This is a genomic window from Vibrio sp. 3-2(1), assembly GCF_963887575.1.
Taxonomy (GTDB): Bacteria; Pseudomonadota; Gammaproteobacteria; order Enterobacterales; family Vibrionaceae; genus Vibrio; species Vibrio anguillarum.
On record NZ_CAWPGB010000005.1, the window covers coordinates 1 to 18,269 of the forward strand.

At 44.4% G+C, this 18,269-nt stretch carries 14 protein-coding genes; 8 read left to right on the forward strand and 6 right to left on the reverse strand.

All coding sequences use genetic code 11. The annotated features are described in order from the left end of the window. Positions 1-391: 391 nt before the first annotated feature. A complete protein-coding gene (locus AACQ79_RS01505) occupies positions 392-1,237 on the reverse strand; it encodes an HAD family hydrolase (RefSeq protein ID WP_170899624.1) in 846 nt (281 codons plus the stop codon). Continuing rightward, entirely contained in the window at positions 1,230-2,828 is a 1,599-nt protein-coding gene (locus AACQ79_RS01510; RefSeq protein ID WP_170899625.1) for a metallophosphoesterase family protein, read from the reverse strand. The genes AACQ79_RS01505 and AACQ79_RS01510 overlap by 8 nt, the downstream gene beginning before the upstream one ends. 1,384 nt (positions 2,829-4,212) lie before the next feature. Between AACQ79_RS01510 and AACQ79_RS01515 the strand changes: the two genes are divergently transcribed. Further along, the gene (locus tag AACQ79_RS01515) at positions 4,213-5,175 is read left to right on the forward strand and encodes a zeta toxin family protein (RefSeq protein ID WP_170899626.1); all 963 of its coding nucleotides are present in this window, start codon (positions 4,213-4,215) and stop codon (positions 5,173-5,175) included. A gap of 228 nt (positions 5,176-5,403) precedes the next feature. Here AACQ79_RS01515 and araH read toward each other — a convergent pair whose 3' ends face one another. The 3 genes from araH to AACQ79_RS01530 all read right to left on the reverse strand — a co-directional run bounded on the left by araH (position 5,404) and on the right by AACQ79_RS01530 (position 8,996). Continuing rightward, a complete protein-coding gene (araH, locus tag AACQ79_RS01520) occupies positions 5,404-6,393 on the reverse strand; it encodes an L-arabinose ABC transporter permease AraH (RefSeq protein WP_212756421.1) in 990 nt (329 codons plus the stop codon). Between the two features lie 14 nt (positions 6,394-6,407). Then, positions 6,408-7,919 carry an L-arabinose ABC transporter ATP-binding protein AraG gene (gene araG, locus AACQ79_RS01525; RefSeq protein WP_013855628.1) on the reverse strand — a complete coding sequence of 504 codons (1,512 nt, stop codon included), beginning with the start codon at positions 7,917-7,919 and terminating at the stop codon, positions 6,408-6,410. Between the two features lie 75 nt (positions 7,920-7,994). Continuing rightward, complete coding sequence (locus AACQ79_RS01530; protein WP_170899627.1) at positions 7,995-8,996, reverse strand: arabinose ABC transporter substrate-binding protein; 1,002 nt, start codon at positions 8,994-8,996, stop codon at positions 7,995-7,997. 363 nt (positions 8,997-9,359) lie between these two features. Between AACQ79_RS01530 and AACQ79_RS01535 the strand changes: the two genes are divergently transcribed. The 5 genes from AACQ79_RS01535 to araC are packed head-to-tail and all read left to right on the forward strand — an operon-like array spanning position 9,360 to position 14,810. Further along, positions 9,360-11,045 carry a ribulokinase gene (locus AACQ79_RS01535; RefSeq protein WP_170899628.1) on the forward strand — a complete coding sequence of 562 codons (1,686 nt, stop codon included), beginning with the start codon at positions 9,360-9,362 and terminating at the stop codon, positions 11,043-11,045. Between the two features lie 10 nt (positions 11,046-11,055). Further along, positions 11,056-11,817, forward strand: coding sequence for an L-ribulose-5-phosphate 4-epimerase (locus AACQ79_RS01540; RefSeq protein WP_088733013.1), 762 nt, complete (start codon positions 11,056-11,058; stop codon positions 11,815-11,817). A 9-nt stretch (positions 11,818-11,826) separates the two neighbouring features. Next, positions 11,827-13,329 (forward strand): L-arabinose isomerase, encoded by a 1,503-nt coding sequence (gene araA / locus AACQ79_RS01545; RefSeq protein WP_170899629.1) that lies wholly within the window; start codon positions 11,827-11,829, stop codon positions 13,327-13,329. A 54-nt stretch (positions 13,330-13,383) separates the two neighbouring features. Continuing rightward, complete coding sequence (locus AACQ79_RS01550; protein WP_017044513.1) at positions 13,384-13,923, forward strand: hypothetical protein; 540 nt, start codon at positions 13,384-13,386, stop codon at positions 13,921-13,923. A 47-nt stretch (positions 13,924-13,970) separates the two neighbouring features. Then, on the forward strand, positions 13,971-14,810 hold the full coding sequence (gene araC / locus AACQ79_RS01555) for an arabinose operon transcriptional regulator AraC (protein WP_029189931.1): 840 nt from the start codon (positions 13,971-13,973) through the stop codon (positions 14,808-14,810). Positions 14,811-14,857: 47 nt separating this feature from the next. On the opposite strand, the gene AACQ79_RS01560 is transcribed toward araC, so the two are convergent. After that, positions 14,858-15,751 carry a DMT family transporter gene (locus AACQ79_RS01560; RefSeq protein ID WP_017044512.1) on the reverse strand — a complete coding sequence of 298 codons (894 nt, stop codon included), beginning with the start codon at positions 15,749-15,751 and terminating at the stop codon, positions 14,858-14,860. A 140-nt stretch (positions 15,752-15,891) separates the two neighbouring features. Here AACQ79_RS01560 and rmuC point away from each other — a divergent pair, with 140 nt between their 5' ends. Continuing rightward, positions 15,892-17,436, forward strand: coding sequence for a DNA recombination protein RmuC (gene rmuC / locus AACQ79_RS01565; RefSeq protein ID WP_170899630.1), 1,545 nt, complete (start codon positions 15,892-15,894; stop codon positions 17,434-17,436). A gap of 49 nt (positions 17,437-17,485) precedes the next feature. Beyond that, entirely contained in the window at positions 17,486-18,268 is a 783-nt protein-coding gene (gene ubiE, locus AACQ79_RS01570) for a bifunctional demethylmenaquinone methyltransferase/2-methoxy-6-polyprenyl-1,4-benzoquinol methylase UbiE (protein WP_010319838.1), read from the forward strand. Position 18,269: the final 1 nt, after the last annotated feature.

Sequence of the window (18,269 nt, forward strand, 5' to 3'; positions counted from 1 at the left end):
TACTCTACGATTACATGGTCAAATGTATGAAAGAACTGGCAAAGCCAGAGCCTGATATTAACTCTCTTCTGCCTTGGAACGTCTCACACTGAAATTAAAACGCCCCGTGGGATTATGGGGCGCATACACTTTTCTTAATGGCAGATTATGATTCTAGTTGAACAATCACTATTATACAGACATGCTCTGCAATCTATGAGCACAAGGAAGGATAAGACATACAGAGCAGTATGTTGTTGCTATGGTGTCTGTATTTTCTAGGCGAGCAAAGCCACGGCGTGACGATGTTTTTTCATTGTTCAGTGTAAAATAATCTTTTTAGAGCGTTTGGTCCTAGCCTGTATGGATTAAAAAAGGGCTACATGAATGATAGCCCTTATAGTGTATAGGCTCAGACTTTAAAAATTTTGTGTAGTCCAGAGAAAGACGACACTTCGAACAACGGAGTTTCTTTTGAGTACATTGCTTTTAAATTTTCTTCTATTTTTACATCTTCATCTGTCCAATGAGTGATGCTAACCAATAATTTCCAGTTGGCGCTTTGGAAGTCCTTTCCGTATTTAGCCCAAACTGAATTAACACCAGCGGCGTTAGCCATAGATATGTCTTTTACTATTGAATCCCCAATGTAGTATGCGTCACTTGGAGATACACCTTCCCTCTCACATATGTCTAGAACAAGGCGAGGGTTAGGCTTTCTTTCTTCTTCAGGTAACTTTACAACCCACTCTGCATCACTAGGATCAATCATTGGTTTGTCTTGATCTGGGTGAGAAGAAGAATGTGAACCAATGGTGTAAAGGTGATTTAGATATTTATCTAGACCTAGTTTTTTGGCTCTATAGACTGCATTAACTTCATACGACTCAGTATGCCCAACGACAACAACGCCCTGTTCTCTGAGCTTGGCTAAAGTTTCAGTTACGCCGTCGTATAACTTCAGAGTTTCTTTTCTTTTTTCAGAAAAACTACGGAAAGCAGGGGCTAGTTCTCTTTTAAGAATATCTTTGTCAGTAGTGCCAAAGTAGTCGATGATTGCTTTGACCTCTAACGCGGCAAAGGGTCTCTCTGAACTATTGTACTTTTGATGGATATCTTTGAAGTCTCGAAGCAATATACATTTGTCTATGCTGGTCAATTCAACAATAGAGTCAACCATAGCTTCGAATGATTGAGAAAAAAATGATACCCAATCATAAAGCGTATTGTCTAAGTCGGTTATCAGTAATTTAGGCATTGTAGTCGAACTCCAGTTTGTAATTATCTGATAACGTAGCATCTTCCGGACTAATTTTAGCGTAGTGGAAAATGATTTTTTCATGTCCGAACTCTATTCTACAGGTCCAATTGCCTTTTGACTCGCCTGTATGCGTCATACATACGCCGCTGCTACCTAGTGAAAGTACATGAAGTTTATTAGTCGGGTTGTCATTTTTACAAGCAGGTCTATGTGTCTCTACTGCTCGTTCAATCGTGCAATAAAAGTTCTGATGCATGTGTCCATGAAGTAAAAAATCAAACTGGTGCTTAGTAAGCCAACGTGAAAGCCTTTCCGCATCTAAGACAGTTGAATACTTCGCATCATGGTAAGGTTCTTCTGTTAGAGAAACAGGCATTAAGTGATGATGCATAACACAGATGCGTGTCACATTTCTTGGCTTATCTTCTCCTAACCCCATCTCTTGTTCTACAGTTTCTAGTTGCTTTTGCCCTATGTAGCCATGTCCTTGAAAAGTACCTTTAGTCTGTTGGAGTGTCACGCTATTGAGTAATACGATTTCTACAGGAATAGAACCATTTAGAAGCAATCTCCTACCTGAGCTCATGGAATCATTTGGTTTTAAATCGAAGTATTTTGCATATAAGTCACTATAAGCGGCACGAGATTCTTCATAATTATTGCCAATAATTTTTGAGTCAGTTTTATCTGCCCCTTCATAGAATGATAAGTCGTGATTCCCCGGGCAAATCGATAACCAAGATTTATCCAAATCGTTTACACTGTTTAGGTGATCAATGAAGTCACCCACAAGTTCAAATTCTTTCTTATCTCCCTTCCAAGTGAGATCTCCGGAGATTAATAGAGAAGCTATGTTCTTATCCGCGCTGAAGTATGCAGACTGTATTGTTTGTGCAAGAGTCTTTTTAGTCGGGCTATCTTCTAGCGGGTATTCATGAAAGCCAGCTGTAGTGAAGTGTAAATCTGAAAGCCATAGTAGACTGTCTTTCGAAGAAACCTTGTATGATTTATCAAAGTGTCTAGGTTGGAGCTCAGTCATACCTCTTAGGCGGATTTCATTGGTTTTATCACCATTTTGTCTGTCTCTGATTCTCCACATGGTACGATTTTGATCAACTAGCTCTTCTGGAGACGCTATGATTTTGTTGTCATAGATTTCGTAGTGAGATTCTTCTACAAATAGGTCATTCATAGATTCATAAGATTTGCTTTCAATGATTTTAGAAGGCTCAACTGTCTCTATCTCATTGAACTTAAACCAAATTTGGTGATGGTTTTCTTCGTAGTAGCTAGGGGTGTGATTTTTGTCTGGAGTTGGTATTTCACTATCAACTTCAGCTTTGTAGCCTTTCAATTTAGCTTTGTAGAAAGTTTTTTGCGCGCTGTCGAATAGATAAATGTACTTATTTCCCTTAGGTTCTTTTAGCCCTAAGTTGGTTAGAGTATCAAAAGGTAATTTTTCGTGCCCTTTATTCCACCACCCCCACCACGCAAATCCCTTTTCATCAATCAGGTCGGAGTGTCTTTTAATGGTTTCTCCTTTAGGGCAGGAAAGATCGCGAAAGCGTAATAATAGGGTAGAGTTCATGAGTGCTCACTTAGGTTGGTTAGAGGTATCATCTAGGCTCGCTCTAGAGCAGTATGTATGTGATTATATTAAATTTGGTCAAGTATACATAGTTACCCTCCCACATTGCGGATGAGCTATAAAGTATTAATTTAAAGTAAATGGGTAACTGTGACCGATCAAACGAAGGTTTGTAATACTTCAGCTAATCCGATAAATCCTAATTTAGAAAATTTTGTAAGATGGTTTTGTCCAGTTCTGAGTTACATACCTAAGCAGGAATGTGTGATCACCAAGCGATTCTGTCGTACCTTAATTAGGAATATATAACGATACAGATGCTGATTTCGGGCTAGGAACTCCGCTTTTGAATGGAACTGTGAGTTTTCTTCCACCACATGTTTAACGGCAACTATGAGCTAAAGTACAGCGATTTTCGTGACACAATTTGCCACTGAGTAAAGTTCTCTGGTTTGCGTCTGTCGCGTCAGACAGCAGAGACCCACAATCATAAAGGAATGATCGGTTAGAGCAGAATATTCTCTTGTTCGGGCATCTGAAATGGGGTGTGATCGCGCTACTCAGAATAAGTGATCGGGTGAGGTGGAATACGCAGATAGGGCGGAGCCACCGAACTCACTTCTAGCATATGATGTTTAATTTATTCTCACTGCTTACTACGGGCAAACTTTATCGTCTCAAAATGCTCTTACGGGCAAACTTTATTGTCTCTACACAAGTGTGTAGAGAAGACCCAAAAGGGGTGACGAGGATCACCCCAAGGATACAAACTTTATTATCTCTACACAGTGCTTTCACGAACGGACTAGCCTGTTTCATTTGTAGGCGTTGATAGCCTCACTTGCCCGCAACGGGGCAAGGCGTTGTTCAAAGAAGGTCGGCTGGTTTTTGCACCAGACGCAATATCAGGAAAAATCTTCTCGCCCCTACATTACTCAAGCGAATGCGTCTGCATATCAAATGGTTGGTTCTTTGTACTTACCCTTTGATATCCAAAAATCATAACCATAAATCATAAAAAGTTCGCGCTATCCTTCTGCTTTTTGTTTACTCGAAGATTGAACATAGCAACGGCTTTTTCATGCTTATCACTTTTAGCTCAAAGCATGTGATTCGATATGCTGTAAAAGTATGAATAAATGTGCATTTTATTGAACCAGTAAACGGCTAAAAATTATATTCACAACGGATGTAAACTCATCTGGATGAAATCAATCTTCTACATTTACTCACAAATAAAGACATGACCTTTTACTCATCCTCACGTCCAATAAGATGCATCTCTATACATCATACCGCGGTGATAATATAGCGCCTTCCACTGTGCTGACTATGGTTCGCTTAGATATCGTTTGAACAAAGCCTAATTTTATAAGGATTTGAAATGAAAAGATCTTTTACATTTACGGAGCCTCAAAGCTATTCCCTCGAACGGGCAACATCACTACAAGAACCATTCTTTGTTAAACAGGTAAAGAATGTACCAGTCAGTGCAACGCAAAGCGCTTTGGAGCTTCGCCAGCGCCGAGTAAAAGATATGGATGATAATCGGTTCCTATCTGAACCGAGTGATAAAATTAACTTATTAAAACATGTGCAAGAGAAGCTATGCCAAGGGGTTACGCCTCAAGAACAACCAAGCGCCTTTGTTGTTACAGGGCAAATGGGCGCTGGGAAATCGACCGCGATAAAAGCATGTTCGTCACAGCTCAAGAATAACTGTGTGGTGGTTGATTATGATGAACTGGAAAAATACATTCCAGGTTATTCGGAGTTAGCAAGCAATGGGCACCCAAGCACGGTGTCAAACTGCCAACAAACGGCGTTGTTTCTCTGCGAAGGTTTAATAAAGTACGGACTTGAAAAAAAATTCAACATGGTGATACAGCGCTCCATGTTAGATCAGCAACACTCAATATTACACGTTCTGGATGACTGTAAAAAACATGGCTTTAAGACTCATTTGACGGTGCTGGCCGTTGATAAGTCGTTAAGTATGATGGGGGTTTTCACAAGGTATGAGTCAGCACTTAAAAGTATTAGAGAAGGAAAGTTAGTCCCTGATGGTGCTAGAAGAACGCCATTGAACAAACATGATGAAGCCTATAGCGATATGGAAAGTGTCGATAAGTTTCAAGAGCTTCTTCCATTATTAGATACGATCACTGTGACCTCAAGAGCGGGAATAGAGCTCTATACAGGAAAAAATCCTGACGAAATTGTCAAGGCTTTACAAGATGGTCGAACGACTAGTAAAAACGATAAACATTTACAGATGGAGGCATTTAACACTCTAATCGGGCTAGTGCGGTATAACGTCCAATTCCCCAATTACGACTATAACTAAGTGGTCGATTCTGTCAAAACCTTTGACGTTTTAAGTCTAGATACCCTCTGATAGGTCAGTGTATCTAGAGGCCGTTACCTGTACGTCAAGAATAAGTTTTGCGATAGAAGCCATCCTTAGCGATAAATGTCACTGAAGAGCACTGTCAAACCAATGGATAGTTTTTTAGAAAAAAGAAGAGCTGCACAGGTTAGCCCTTCTTTTTTGTTGTGTGGCAATGAATTGCTTCTAGCTGGATTTATTTTGTTTATAGCGGTCAAAGATAACCGCCGCGAGCAAAATAGTTCCTCGCACTACGTATTGAGAAAAAGGTGACATATTCAGTAGATTCATCGCATTCTCTACCGTACCGAGGATGAGCACACCCGCAATAACGTAAGATACTTTACCTATCCCGCCTTTGAGCGATACCCCACCGAGCACACAAGCAGAGATGACCACTAACTCAAAACCGACGGAAGTCATCGGCTGACCGCTGGTCATACGCGCGGCTAAAATAACCCCAGCGAGCGCAGAGATAAAGCCAGAGATAGTGAAAATGATGATTTTAGTTTTTACGACGTTGACACCCGCTAATCGTGCGGCTTCTTCATTACCGCCAATCGCTAATGTATTGCGCCCATAAACCGTACGGTTTAGCAAAAAGGCAAAAATAGCGAAGGTGACTATGGTTAACCAAATTGGCATTGGGATACCAAGTAAAGAGGAGTTACCTAGGGTAAAGAAATGTTCTTCAGTGATCCCAACCGCCTTACCGTCAGAGATGATATAACCAAGACCTCGAGCGATTTGCATCGTTGCGAGAGTCGTTATCAGCGCATTGATCTGCAATTTGGCAATAACGAAGCCATTTAGCAAACCAAAGAGTACACCTGAAAGTAAGCCTGCGCCGATACCCAATACCACACTGCTGGTTGCGTTAATCGCTACCGCCGTGACTACGCCAGAGCAGGCAATAACCGAAGCAATCGAGAGATCTAAATCCCCGCAGGCTAGGCAAAAGAGCATGGCGCACGCAACCATGCCGCTCATGGAAATAGCCAGACCGAGCCCTTTCATATTAATGAATGTAGCAAAATTAGGGACAAATAAACTGCAAAGCAAAAATAGGCCAGCAAAGACCATCAGCATGCCGAACTTATCCCAGATGGAAGAGAACTTAAAAGAGCGAGTCGGGCTCTCGGTATTGTCTATTTTGGTTGAACTCGTTACAGCCATTAGGATATTCCTTTTTACGCAGCGACGTCATTGCCAATCATGGCAAGACGTAACGCAGATTGTTCGTTAAATTCAGTTCGTGTTAATTCACCAGTTACTTTGCCATCTTTCATAACCAGTAATCGGTCAGCGATACCAAGCACTTCAGGCATGTCACTAGAGACAACTAAGACAGTCACGCCATTTTCTGCCAATTTGAAGATCAACTCGTATATTTCAGACTTAGCGCCAACATCAATGCCGCGCGTCGGCTCATCTAGCAAAATGACGCTCATATCGGTAGATAACCAACGACCAAGGATCACTTTTTGTTGATTGCCACCGGAGAGCTCGCCAATGGGTTGATCTAACGAAGCAGTTTTGACGTTTAATGACTGGTTTTGTTTGAGGGCATTGCTCGACTCCCACTGGAAGTTGATTAACCCGCCAAGCTTTAGATGCCATGGACGAGCGCTAATGTTGGTGTTTTCTTGCACCGATAAAATAGGCACGATACCGTCTGCTTTGCGATCTTCAGGGCATAAGGTAATGCCCGCCCGAATGGCATCTTCAGGTTTAGTAATCCGTATTTTTTGTCCGTGAAGATAAACATCGCCCGCGGTGGCTTTTTCTGCTCCGAAAATCAAACGGGTAAGTTCTGTTCTGCCCGCACCGACCAGACCAAACAAACCTAATATTTCGCCTTGCTTTATTTCTAGCGAGAGAGGAGCGGTGAGCCCTCTGCCCATCAGGTTTTTAATCGCTAATCCACTTTGACCAAGAGGACGAGAGCGGTAGTTGTAAATGTCATTGATTTCCCGGCCAACCATTAACTCAACTAAACGGTCATGAGTGAGAGTCGAAAGGTCATAACAGGTTTGCACATGGGTACCATCTTTGAAGATGGTGATTGCATCACACAGAGCGAATATTTCTTCCATACGATGAGAAACGTAAAGAATGATTTTGCCGTCGTCGCGCAATTCGCGGATCACTTTAAATAGGTTTTCAATTTCACGTTGAGACAAGCTACTGGTTGGTTCGTCAAAAGCGATGATGTGTGCATTGCGACTTAGCGCTTTAGCAATTTCAACCATTTGCCACTGGCCAATAGAAAACTCTTTTAATGGGCGAGAGGGGTCAAAATTTTCCCCCAAGCGCAATAGCTGTTTACGTGCGTTACGATTGAGGGTTTCGGTATCGACCCGGCCATGTTTAGTGGGAAGTTGCCCTAAGAAAATGTTTTCTGCCACGCTGAGTTCAGGAACCAAATTAAGCTCTTGATAAATAATGGCGATACCTTGCTCTAATGCGTCAACCGTTGATTGAAATGTTACTGGATGCCCATCAATGAGCAGCTTGCCGTGAGTGGGTTGATGCAGCCCGCTTAGCGTTTTCAATAGAGTCGATTTCCCGGCCCCATTTTCTCCCATTAAGGCATGAACACTACCGCTGTTAACGCGAAAGCTAATGTCGGTCAGTGCCTTAACACCCGTAAAGTGTTTTGATATTTGGCAAAACTCTAAGCAAGAGTGTGAAGCTGCCATAGTCTGTACTCCTGTTTACTTCGCGAAAGCGGTACGAAGAAGCTGTACCGCTTTTAGCCATTGACGACGAACGCCTTACAGGCCTTTCTTTGCCAGTTCTGCTTCGTAGTTGTCGCGAGTAATTAAGACAACGTCCGTCACTTCAACGAATTTTTGTGGTTCAACACCTTCTTTCACCCATTTATAAAGTGATTCGATGCTTTTGAAGCCGTGTACATCTGGGCTCGGTAAAAGAGAACCATAGAACCCTGTTGGTTTCGATTTAGCTAATTCACTGACAGCATCGACGCCATTAATGCCAACACCAATAACATTACTTGCGTTAAACCCTTGTCCTTCTGTCGCACGAACTCCGCCGAGAACGGTATTGTCGTTCATACCGACGATAAGCCACTGCTTGACCATTGGGTATTGCACCAGTAGCGAGTTTGCTGCATCCAGAGCGCCAGGGATGTCATTTGCTTTGGTTGGCACGCGGTAAATTTGGTTGGATGGGAAACCCGCTTCTTTCAGTGCCTTAATCGAACCATCGACACGACGACGCGCGGTATCCAGCTCGTCTGCGGTTATGGCCATAACGCCCGTTGTTGCGGTATCCCAGTTACGTTTTGTCATCTCTTTGTACAGTTCAGAACCTTGGCGATAACCAATTTCACTGGCAGCCATCATCACCAAAGGCACGTTTGTCATCGGTTCGCCTTTCGCATTAAGGAACTGGTCATCAACCGTGATGACTTTCAAATCGTAGCTTTTTGCTTTAGCCATAATTGCAGGCCCAAGCTTAGGGTCAGGTGTGCAGATGACAAAGCCTTTGGCGCCACTTGCCGCTAGCGTATCGATAGCGTTCAGTGTTTTTTCTCCATCAGGCACCGCCATTTTGATCACTTCAAAGTTATATTGCTTACCGGCTTGCTCAGCAAAATTCCATTCTGTTTGGAACCAAGGCTCTTCAGGTTGTTTTACCAAATAACCTAATTTGAGTTCATCGTTGCTACCGAAAAAGGCATTAGCAGAAATACTGAATAATGCGGTTCCGGTGAGTATTGCGGCAGCGAGTGTGGTTTTTATGCTTTTCATCTTATTTGTCCGTCCACTGGTAGGGTTGTTTCATCTCCATACTTAAGGAAGTTGACGAGCTTTGAAGTGATGAAAATCACAGCAGAAAAATGTAGCGTTTTTGTCCATTTATGTAGCGAGGTAGGGCATGAAGTACCTCTCACTTTTTATAGTTTTATGTGTTTAATTTTATATTAACATCGGCTATTTAGTGTTTTTATGCGCTTTTTTCTGGAAAAAAGCTGAAGTGATGATTTTAAAACCATTAGCACAGAATGAGTGTGTCGACTAATTTATCCATATTTTTAGCTATTGGGTTCATGGTGATATTGACGTAAGACCGTTATAAAAATAGGCAGTTAATCGGTCTGATGTGGAGTGACCATGAATAATTTGAATATAGATTCACCTTACGTGATCGGCTTAGATTTTGGCTCTGATTCTGTACGAGCTTTATTGGTGAATGCTCGCAATGGTGAAGAGGTTGCGTCTGGCGTGGCTAACTACCCAAGGTGGGCAAAAGGACAATACAGCGACTCGAACCAATCTCAATTTCGTCATCATCCTCTTGATTATATTGAGTCTCTGACCATTGCTGTCCGAGAAACGTTGGCGCAGGTTTCCACAGAGATCGCACAATCTGTTGTTGGCATTGGCGTGGACAGTACGGGTTCAACTCCAGCCCCTATCGATAAAGAGGGCAATGTGTTGGCGTTGCTTCCTGAGTTTGAGCATAACCCCAACGCCATGTTTATCTTATGGAAAGATCATACTTCCGTGACCAAAGCGGAACGCATTAATGAGCTGGCCCATTCACACACTTTTCCAGACTACACCAAATACATCGGGGGATTGTATTCATCGGAGTGGTTTTGGGCGAAAGCCGCGTGGGTAGCGGAACAAGATGCAGGGCTTGTTCCTTATATCCATAGCTGGGTTGAGTTGTGTGATTGGGTTCCAGCTCTCCTTGCAGGGTGTCAGCATCCTACAAATTTACGCCGCGGTATTTGTGCTGCAGGGCATAAGGCGATGTGGCATGAAAGCTGGGGCGGTTTACCTTCGCAAGATTTTTTATCGGCCATTTCTCCCACGCTCGATGACATGCGAGATCGAATGTTTACTGAGGTATACACCTCAGACCAATTAGCTGGGCATCTGAGTGCGGAGTGGGCGCAGCGGTTAGGCTTACCAGAGGGAATTGCCATTGCCATTGGTGCTTTTGATTGCCATATGGGCGCGGTGGGCGCTGGCGCTGGCGAACATGATTTAGTGAAAGTTATTGGTACGTCAACATGCGATATTTTGATGGTGGATGCACAAAGTATCGGTGATCGAACCATTCATGGAATATGTGGCCAAGTTGCGGGTAGTGCGATGCCAGACTTAATGGCACTGGAGGCTGGGCAATCAGCATTTGGTGATATTTATGCTTGGTACAAACGTGTGATGTTGTGGCCAATCGCACAACTGGCTAAGCAAAACCCACAATTAGGAGTTGATCTGGACGCCGCTGAGGCCTTGTTAATTCCTCAACTTACGGCGGAAGCACAGTCAAAACGTCTGCAACTGGAAACGCCTCTTGCCTTAGATTGGCATAACGGGCGGCGAACGCCTTATGCCAATCAACGTCTCAAGGGCGCAATCACGGGGCTGAATTTAGGCTCTAGTGCACCAGATATCTTTGCATCACTGGTGGAATCAACGGCTCATGGTGCGAAATCAATCGTCGATTGTTTCGTTGAGCAAGGTGTCGAAGTGAAACGTGTCATCGCCATTGGCGGAATTTCTCAGAAGTCACCATTTGTGATGCAAACCTGTGCCAATGTCATTGGGCGAGAAATCGCCGTTGTCGCTTCAGAGCAGTGTTGTGCATTAGGTGCGGCCATTTTTGCAGCTGTTGCGGCCGGGGTTTATAGCGATGCCGAGCAAGCTCAAACTCAAATGGCGAGCCCAATTTGCGATGTTTACTACCCGGATGCTGACACCAAAGGGACCAGCGAATGGCGTTATCATGCTTATCGCCAGTTAGGGCAGCAGATCGAACAATTTTCTGAATTCTTGTTGGCATAGGAGTGTACTGATGAGTGTTAAGACTTCTCTAGGCTTCGATTTAGCGAGCGACCCACAAGCAAAGCAACGTCTGAGTGAGCTTCGGCAGCAAGTATGGCAAGCCAATATGGCGCTACAGACCCACGGTTTAGTTACCTTTACTTGGGGCAATGTATCAGGCATTGACCGCTTAACAGGGTTAGTTGTGATTAAGCCAAGTGGCGTCGAATACGAAGCACTCAATGCCGGCAATATGGTGGTGGTTGATCTGAATGGCTTAGTTGTCGAGGGCGATCTTAAACCCTCTTCTGACACAGCTACCCATTTGGCCTTATATCGCGCTTACCCAGAACTTGGCGGCATTGTGCACACGCATTCTCCTCATGCCACCTCTTGGGCTCAAGCAGGTAAAGCCATTCCAGCATTGGGTACTACTCATGCTGACTATTTCTACGGCAGCATTCCCTGTACTCGCCCCTTGACCAATGCCGAAATCGCAACCGACTACGAACACCATACAGGCAAGGTCATCATTGAAACGATCAGTGGTGGTGAAGTGTTGGCCATTCCTGGGGTTATTGTTAATGAACACGGCCCATTCAGCTGGGGTAAGGATGCTGATCACGCCGTTCATAACTCAGTTGTCATGGAGGTTGTCGCCAAAATGGCACTGCAAACTTTGCAGATCAACCCTCAAGTGACATTCATCAATCAAGCCCTACTGGATAAACATTACTTACGTAAACACGGAGCTAATGCTTATTACGGTCAAAGTAATGTAAAAAATAAATAAGGGATAACAATGAACACGTTTACCAATCAACAAGTGTGGTTTGTCACTGGGTCGCAGCACCTTTACGGACCTCAAGTATTACAAAATGTCGCGCAAAATAGCCAAGAAATTATCCATGGTTTAAATCACTCTCCAGCCATTTCGGTTCCTTTGGTGAACAAAGGTACAGTGAAGACGCCAGATGAGATATTAGAGGTTTGTCGCCAAGCCAATAATGATGATTCATGTATTGGTCTCGTGCTTTGGATGCACACATTCTCGCCTGCAAAAATGTGGATTGCGGGGTTAAGCCAGCTCAATAAGCCGTTCTTGCATCTTCATACTCAATTCAATGCGGCCCTGCCTTGGGATGAAATTGATATGGGCTTTATGAACCTAAATCAAAGTGCCCATGGTTGTCGTGAGTTTGGTTTTATTGGCACGCGACTGGGGATTGATCGAAAAGTAGTCGTGGGGCATTGGGAGAGCCCGATTGTTCACCAACAGGTGGATGATTGGTGCCGTGCAGCGATTGCTATTCATGAAGGGAAGTCGCTTAAAGTAGCGCGTTTTGGCGACAACATGCGTCAAGTCGCGGTGACGGAAGGAAACAAAGTCTCTGCGCAAATTCAATTTGGTTATGAAGTTCATGGCTATGGTTTGGGTGAGCTGAGCGAGAGCGTCAATCAAGTTTCAGACAGTGATGCTAAGGCTTTAATGGATGAATACGCTTCTTGCTACACCATGAGCCCTGAACTTTTCAAAGACAGCGCAAGTATCAATATTCTAACCCAAGAAGCGAAGTTGGAATTGGGTATGCTGCGTTTCTTGGATTCCGTGGGCGCGAAGGCATTCACCAACACCTTTGAAAATTTATCGGGTATTTCGAACCTGCCGGGCTTGGCCACACAACGCTTGATGGAAAAAGGCTTCGGGTACGGCGGTGAGGGGGATTGGAAGACCGCAGCGATGACTCGCATTATGAAAGTGATGGGGCAATGCCGAGTGGGCGGAACATCGTTCATGGAAGACTACACCTACAACTTTGGTCAGCAAAGCCAAGTGCTCGGCGCTCATATGCTGGAAGTTTGCCCTTCTATTGCTCAAGACAAGCCAAAGATTGAAATTCATCGTCACACTATTGGCTGCAAATGCGATATTGCTCGTATGATGTTCAGCGGAAAAGCGGGGCCTGCGGTAAACGTATCCTTGATTGATCTTGGAAATCGCTTTCGCATGATAGTCAATACGGTCGATACTCAAGCTCCACCACAATCGCTACCTAAATTACCCGTGGCGCATGCGTTATGGACGCCGCAACCCAACCTTGAGACGGCGGCCGCAGCATGGATCCATGCGGGTGGCGCGCATCATACCGTATACAGCCAAGCGGTGAGTGTTGAGATGTTAGCGGATTATGCCGAAATGGCGGGGATCGAAATGGTATTAATCGATAACCAAACCTCCTTGTATCCATTCAAGTCCGCACTCAAAACAAACAGCGTTTATTACCGTTTATCTTCAGGTATTTAAACCCGCGGAACACTCCCTCATTTGAGGGAGTGTTCATTAGGCTATGGTGTGAACATGAATGCTCTTCCTTTATCCACTGGCTTACCATTACTGCGTTATAAAGAGTGGTATTTGGAATTAAAAGCCGATACACCCGATCAATTTCAGCTGTGTTGTGAGGATAAACCTGTATTCGTTGGGCAGCTTGAGCTGATCAACAATGGGCTTATCATTGATATGCGCTCTGTGGTTTGGCATTTCAGATCTAAGCAAAACCATTTAGAGCAGTGGTGCAACATTCAGCTTAACGAAACACTCTCATTGAGTATGACTTACACCTTTTTTCAAGGTGCATTGGTGATTGATTATCTTGCGCGAAATAGCATCCCAACTCGGCTTGATATTCGACATCACATTACTCAAACAGACGTTAGCCACCAACTGGCCACGCAACCTGAAGACATCATCTCTTCGATTAAAGGTTGGCAAAGAAAACGTAATGACCAACCCAGTGAATACTTAATCGAACCCGTAGGACATGGCTTCTGTGAGGCTTTTTCTGCGACCCAATGGATAGTCTTAGATGAAAAGTGTGAACTGAAAAATCGTACTTAACGAAGAGGTTGCTTACACTACACGTAAATTACAGTGAATATTGCCCCATGCAGAATAACCCTCTAAAACCTGGATATAACTTTAATGCTCATTTAGTGGCTGGACTAACGCCAATTATTGAGGGAGATGAACTGGATTTTACGATTGATCGACCTAATGGCATGAAAGGTTTTATTGTCAATTTTACGAGCAAAGGCGAGGGAACCATTTTTTATGGCGAAGATGAGTTTCACGTGAAACCTGGAGACTTACTTCTTTTCCCTCCAACAGCGGCTCACTATTATCATCGAAAAAAAGATTGTGCTTCTTGGTTTCACCGTTGGGTTTATTTTCGGCCACGAGCCTTTTGGCATGACTGGCTAACATGGCAACAGCAAAAAAATGGCGTCTACTTAACGCAAGGGTTGGATGAGAATACCATTCGATATATTGAAAACCTGTTTATCGATATTGAATACACTTCAAAACAAGATGTCCCTTATCGAAATGATTTATCGATTAACTTGCTCGAACAATTATTGATTAGATGTAAGACACTGCAACCGGATGTCGTCAGCAAACCGCTTGACCCTAGGGTGGTGGAAGCGATGAATTATATGACGCAAAACCTCAATCAAGACTTCACTATCGAGGATGTTTCGGCCCATATCTGTTTATCACCATCGCGTTTAGGCCATCTATTTCGTTCTGAAATGGAGATGACCATAACCCAATGGCGCGACGACCAAAGGATCAGCCGAGCCAAACAATTACTGGTCACGTCTAACTACTCGGTCAATCACATTGGTCGAATTGTGGGCTATTCAGACCCACTCTATTTTTCTCGTGTTTTTAAACGTAAGGCCGGTGTGAGCCCTAAGATTTACCGCGATCAAATTACTTTGTAAACCTATGCAATCTGTCCGTTTGGGCTTTTCGTCAATTTGGGTCGCTGTCATTGAGTGATCGTTTTAGGCGTTTTAAACTGCTGCACGACAAGCCCTGTGATGATCAGCACTAAACCAATCAGAGTGGTGGGGTGAATAGTTTCGCCAATAATAGTAGCCAGCAACAGCAGTGAGATGAAAGGTGAAGCAAAAATGAGATTGCTGATCCTTGCGGTGTTGGCCGTGAGTTTTAATGCACTCAACCACAGCACGAAGGTGATCCCCATTTCAAACAAGCCGACATAAGTTACCGCACTCCATCCTTTAATCGTAATCTGATGCCAGCTTGCACCTTCATAACAACTTAAACCAATCGCAAAAGGGATGGCGATCAAAAACCCCAGTAAAACGCCAATCACGGGGTCGGCGGTGTTTTTGGTATTAAGAATCCAGTAGCCAGCCCAAAGAAGCGTTGATAGTAGTGCCAGCCCAACACCCAGCGGGCTATCAAACTGCATGGCTAAAATATCACCCTTAGTCGCGATAACCACTACACCAAAATAGCTCAGTGCACACGCTATCCAATCTTGTTTACGGATGGTTTGTCCTAAAAATACAGCGGCCATCAGTGTCAGGGTGATGGCCCAACTGTAGTTGATCGCTTGCGCTTGAGAGGCGGGCAGCAGTGAGTAGGCCTTAAACAGAATGAGGTAGTATGCGAGAGGGTTAATTAAGCCCAACAATAAGTAATACCAAGGGTTAGCGAGAAAGGTACTCACCACTTGGTTGAGCTTACCTTGCAGCGCGCAAATGCCCAGCAGTACGCACCCAGAGACAGCACTCGCAACCGTCAGCATCTGGATCGGCGTAAATTCAGCCAGAGTAAGTTTGAAAGCCGTGGCAACCGTTGACCACAATAATACGGCAGATAAGCCAAAGCCGAGTGCGCGTCGTTCGTCCATGAATCCTCGTTAGAATAATTGTTGAAATAGTGTTCAGCGGCGCAAGTCTATAGTTTGCTGTTAACTTGTACAAACTGGACATTTATCCAGTATCGAAATACCATTTGTCCATGACTGATAAAATGAGTTAACCCGTTATCATGCAATGGATTATCGAAAATCAAGCGTTAGTGCTTTCAACGTTAGGCAGCGCCGTGCTGAGCGGCTCAGTGGCTGGCTGGTGGGTTAAGCAGAAGCTCAATTTGAAAAGTGAGCTATTACAACAGCAGTTAGAGACTCATCAAGCCCATCATCAGCAGCAGATAATCGAACTCAAACAAGCCTTGCAGCAGGCGCGACAAGAGTTGGATGAGCTGGATGAAGAACGAGATAAAGCCGCATTTGAGCTTAAGCAATCGCACGGGAAATTCATGGCCGCGATGGAAAAGTTGCGCTATTTCGAAGTGGTTAAGCAAGAGCGGCAACAGAGCATGGAAGATGCGCACGCTCTGCGTGAGCAGAAATCGCAACTTGAGGCTCAACTGCGTGAGCAAGAAGCGCGGCATGAACAGCAAATTCAATCGAGCCAAGAAAAACTACAGTTACTTGAACACGCTGAGGAACGCCTAAAGCAGCAGTTTGAGCAGCTAGCCAATCAGTTATTTGAAGTCAAAACTGCGAAAGTGGATCAGCAGAACCGTCGAAGTTTGGAAGGGCTACTTTCTCCACTGAAAGAGCAGCTCGAAGGGTTTAAAAAGCAGGTCAATGACAGCTTCAATCATGAAGCGAAAGAGCGCCATACGTTGGTTCATGAATTGAAAAACTTGCAACGCCTCAATGAACAGATGGCGCAAGAGGCACTCAATTTGACCCAAGCGCTGAAAGGTGACAATAAACAGCAAGGCAATTGGGGTGAAGTGGTTCTCGCGCGGGTGCTGACCGAATCGGGCCTGCGTGAAGGGCACGAATATCACACTCAAGTCAGTTTGCAAAACGAGGCTGGTAAGCGCTATCAACCGGATGTGATCGTCAATTTGCCACACGACAAACAGGTGGTGATTGACTCGAAAATGGCGCTGGTGGCTTATGAGCGTTATTTCCATGCTCAAACTGAAAGTGAACGTGCTCGCGCATTAAGTGAGCATTTACTTGCGCTGCGCGCCCATATAAAAGGACTCGGTCAGAAAGATTATCATCAGCTCAAAGGGCTACAAAGTTTGGATTACGTGCTGATGTTTATTCCCGTCGAACCTGCATTTCAAGTGGCGATTCAAGCTGATCCCAGCTTGGTAAAAGAGGCGATGGAGCAAAATATTTTGCTGGTTAGCCCAACCACCTTGTTGGTTGCGCTGCGTACGATCGATAATTTATGGCGCAATGATCGACAAAACCAGAACGCGAAGTTGATCGCTGAGCGGGCCAGCAAATTGTACGATAAATTACGCTTGTTTATGGAGGACATGGAAGGGCTTGGTGGCGCGTTAGACCGTGCAAACCAAAACTATCAAGGGGCGATGAATAAGCTCGCGACAGGGCGCGGCAACGCACTGCGTCAAGCCGAAAGTTTTAAACAGCTTGGCGTCGAGATAAAACGTTCCATAAACAGTGAATGGGTCGAACAAGCACAAAATGAGGCATGGGCAGACAGTGCGGTGGAAAATGCACCTTTAGTAGAAAGACATCACGCTGAGGATAAAGTAAACTGATCGCTCGCAGTCGCCTTTAACAAAACAGTGCTGCCCAAGAGGAACCTTCATGACGGATACCAGCGTGCAATCAAAAACAGCATTAGAGACACAAAATACCACTCACTTTGGTTTTGAAACCGTAGCGAAAGAAGAAAAAGTCGCCAAAGTCGCGCAAGTTTTTCACTCGGTTGCGGCCAAATACGACATGATGAATGACCTGATGTCTGGTGGCATTCATCGCTTATGGAAGCGTTTTACCATTGATTGCAGTGGCGCTCGCCCGGGCCAACGTATTTTGGATCTTGGTGGTGGTACGGGCGATCTAACCGCCAAATTTTCACGCATTGTGGGCGAAAAAGGTCATGTTATTCTGGCTGATATCAACAACTCGATGCTCAATGTCGGACGCGATAAATTGCGTGATAAAGGTGTAGTGGGCAACGTACATTACGTGCAAGCCAATGCCGAAGAACTGCCTTTTCCAGATAACTATTTCGACTGCATCACCATCAGTTTTTGCCTGCGTAATGTAACCGATAAAGATAAAGCGCTGAGCTCGATGTTCCGCGTTTTAAAACCGGGTGGCCGTTTGTTGGTTCTTGAGTTCTCCAAGCCAGTGCTTGAGCCATTATCCAAAGTATACGATGCGTATTCGTTCCATCTATTGCCGAAAATGGGCCAAATCATTGCCAATGATGCCGACAGCTACCGCTATCTTGCGGAATCTATCCGCATGCATCCCGATCAAGAAACCTTAAAAGGGATGATGGATCAGGTTGGTTTTGAGCAAACGAGTTACTACAACTTAACGGGCGGTATTGTTGCGCTGCACCGTGGTTACAAATTCTAAG

What these genes read in the sequence shown, in the direction of transcription:
- AACQ79_RS01505 (WP_170899624.1), bottom strand. Translation starts at nt 1,237, where the DNA reads ATGCCTAAATTACTGATAACCGACTTAGACAATACGCTTTATGATTGG.
- AACQ79_RS01510 (WP_170899625.1), bottom strand. Translation starts at nt 2,828, where the DNA reads ATGAACTCTACCCTATTATTACGCTTTCGCGATCTTTCCTGCCCTAAA.
- AACQ79_RS01515 (WP_170899626.1), top strand. Translation starts at nt 4,213, where the DNA reads ATGAAAAGATCTTTTACATTTACGGAGCCTCAAAGCTATTCCCTCGAA.
- araH (WP_212756421.1), bottom strand. Translation starts at nt 6,393, where the DNA reads ATGGCTGTAACGAGTTCAACCAAAATAGACAATACCGAGAGCCCGACT.
- araG (WP_013855628.1), bottom strand. Translation starts at nt 7,919, where the DNA reads ATGGCAGCTTCACACTCTTGCTTAGAGTTTTGCCAAATATCAAAACAC.
- AACQ79_RS01530 (WP_170899627.1), bottom strand. Translation starts at nt 8,996, where the DNA reads ATGAAAAGCATAAAAACCACACTCGCTGCCGCAATACTCACCGGAACC.
- AACQ79_RS01535 (WP_170899628.1), top strand. Translation starts at nt 9,360, where the DNA reads ATGAATAATTTGAATATAGATTCACCTTACGTGATCGGCTTAGATTTT.
- AACQ79_RS01540 (WP_088733013.1), top strand. Translation starts at nt 11,056, where the DNA reads ATGAGTGTTAAGACTTCTCTAGGCTTCGATTTAGCGAGCGACCCACAA.
- araA (WP_170899629.1), top strand. Translation starts at nt 11,827, where the DNA reads ATGAACACGTTTACCAATCAACAAGTGTGGTTTGTCACTGGGTCGCAG.
- AACQ79_RS01550 (WP_017044513.1), top strand. Translation starts at nt 13,384, where the DNA reads ATGAATGCTCTTCCTTTATCCACTGGCTTACCATTACTGCGTTATAAA.
- araC (WP_029189931.1), top strand. Translation starts at nt 13,971, where the DNA reads ATGCAGAATAACCCTCTAAAACCTGGATATAACTTTAATGCTCATTTA.
- AACQ79_RS01560 (WP_017044512.1), bottom strand. Translation starts at nt 15,751, where the DNA reads ATGGACGAACGACGCGCACTCGGCTTTGGCTTATCTGCCGTATTATTG.
- rmuC (WP_170899630.1), top strand. Translation starts at nt 15,892, where the DNA reads ATGCAATGGATTATCGAAAATCAAGCGTTAGTGCTTTCAACGTTAGGC.
- ubiE (WP_010319838.1), top strand. Translation starts at nt 17,486, where the DNA reads ATGACGGATACCAGCGTGCAATCAAAAACAGCATTAGAGACACAAAAT.